The 614-nt window shown below is 43.3% G+C and carries 1 pseudogene; it reads left to right on the top strand.

Annotation, left to right across the window (positions count from 1 at the left end):
• Positions 1-157: 157 nt before the first annotated feature.
• A pseudogene (locus AB4496_RS13635) lies at positions 158-466 on the top strand (serine recombinase); the annotation flags it as partial.
• Between the last annotated feature and the right edge of the window lie 148 nt (positions 467-614).

The raw sequence follows: 614 nt of genomic DNA on the forward strand, positions 1-614 counted from the left end.
GAGGGAAGACTTGTAATTATTTTCCTACAAGGAGAATCGAAAGTATAATGAACACCCATTCTAACCTTTCGCCAGAAGACCTGCTAGGTGAGGCTTTACGATCTTTAGAGCACTGAACTGGAACTTTAACGTTTTCTAGATTAGCGCATGATAGCTGAAAATATCCGATGAGTTCACGAATTCGATGATTAAAGCGATCAATAACATGATGATGGATATGCTCGCGGCGATTTCTCGTAAAGATTACGAAGATCGACGTCGACGCCAAAAGGAAGGCATAGATAAAGCTAAGACAATGGGCAAGTATCGAGGAAGAAGGCCCGATTTAGAGTTGCACGAACAAATCTACAAACTTCGAGTTCTTAAGGAGATGAGCATCAATGAAACAGCTAAGTTTGTGGGAGTGTCACCACGAACGGTCGTTCGTGTCGTCAAAAGAATGAGAGTTGAGCGTAACGAGAGCTAGGCATGTCTCACATCAAGTTGGGCCGGAATCGAGCAATTTTATAGCAGAAAGCGAAGTGATAGCGCTATTCGTGAGGGTTGTCTTCGTAAAGCAGGAGCCTCGCCCTTAAACTAGCAAGGCTTTATACTTTCTCGGCTAATGAGAAAGT

This window comes from Vibrio sp. 10N.222.46.A1, assembly GCF_041473595.1.
In the GTDB taxonomy this organism is placed as follows: Bacteria; Pseudomonadota; Gammaproteobacteria; order Enterobacterales; family Vibrionaceae; genus Vibrio; species Vibrio tasmaniensis_A.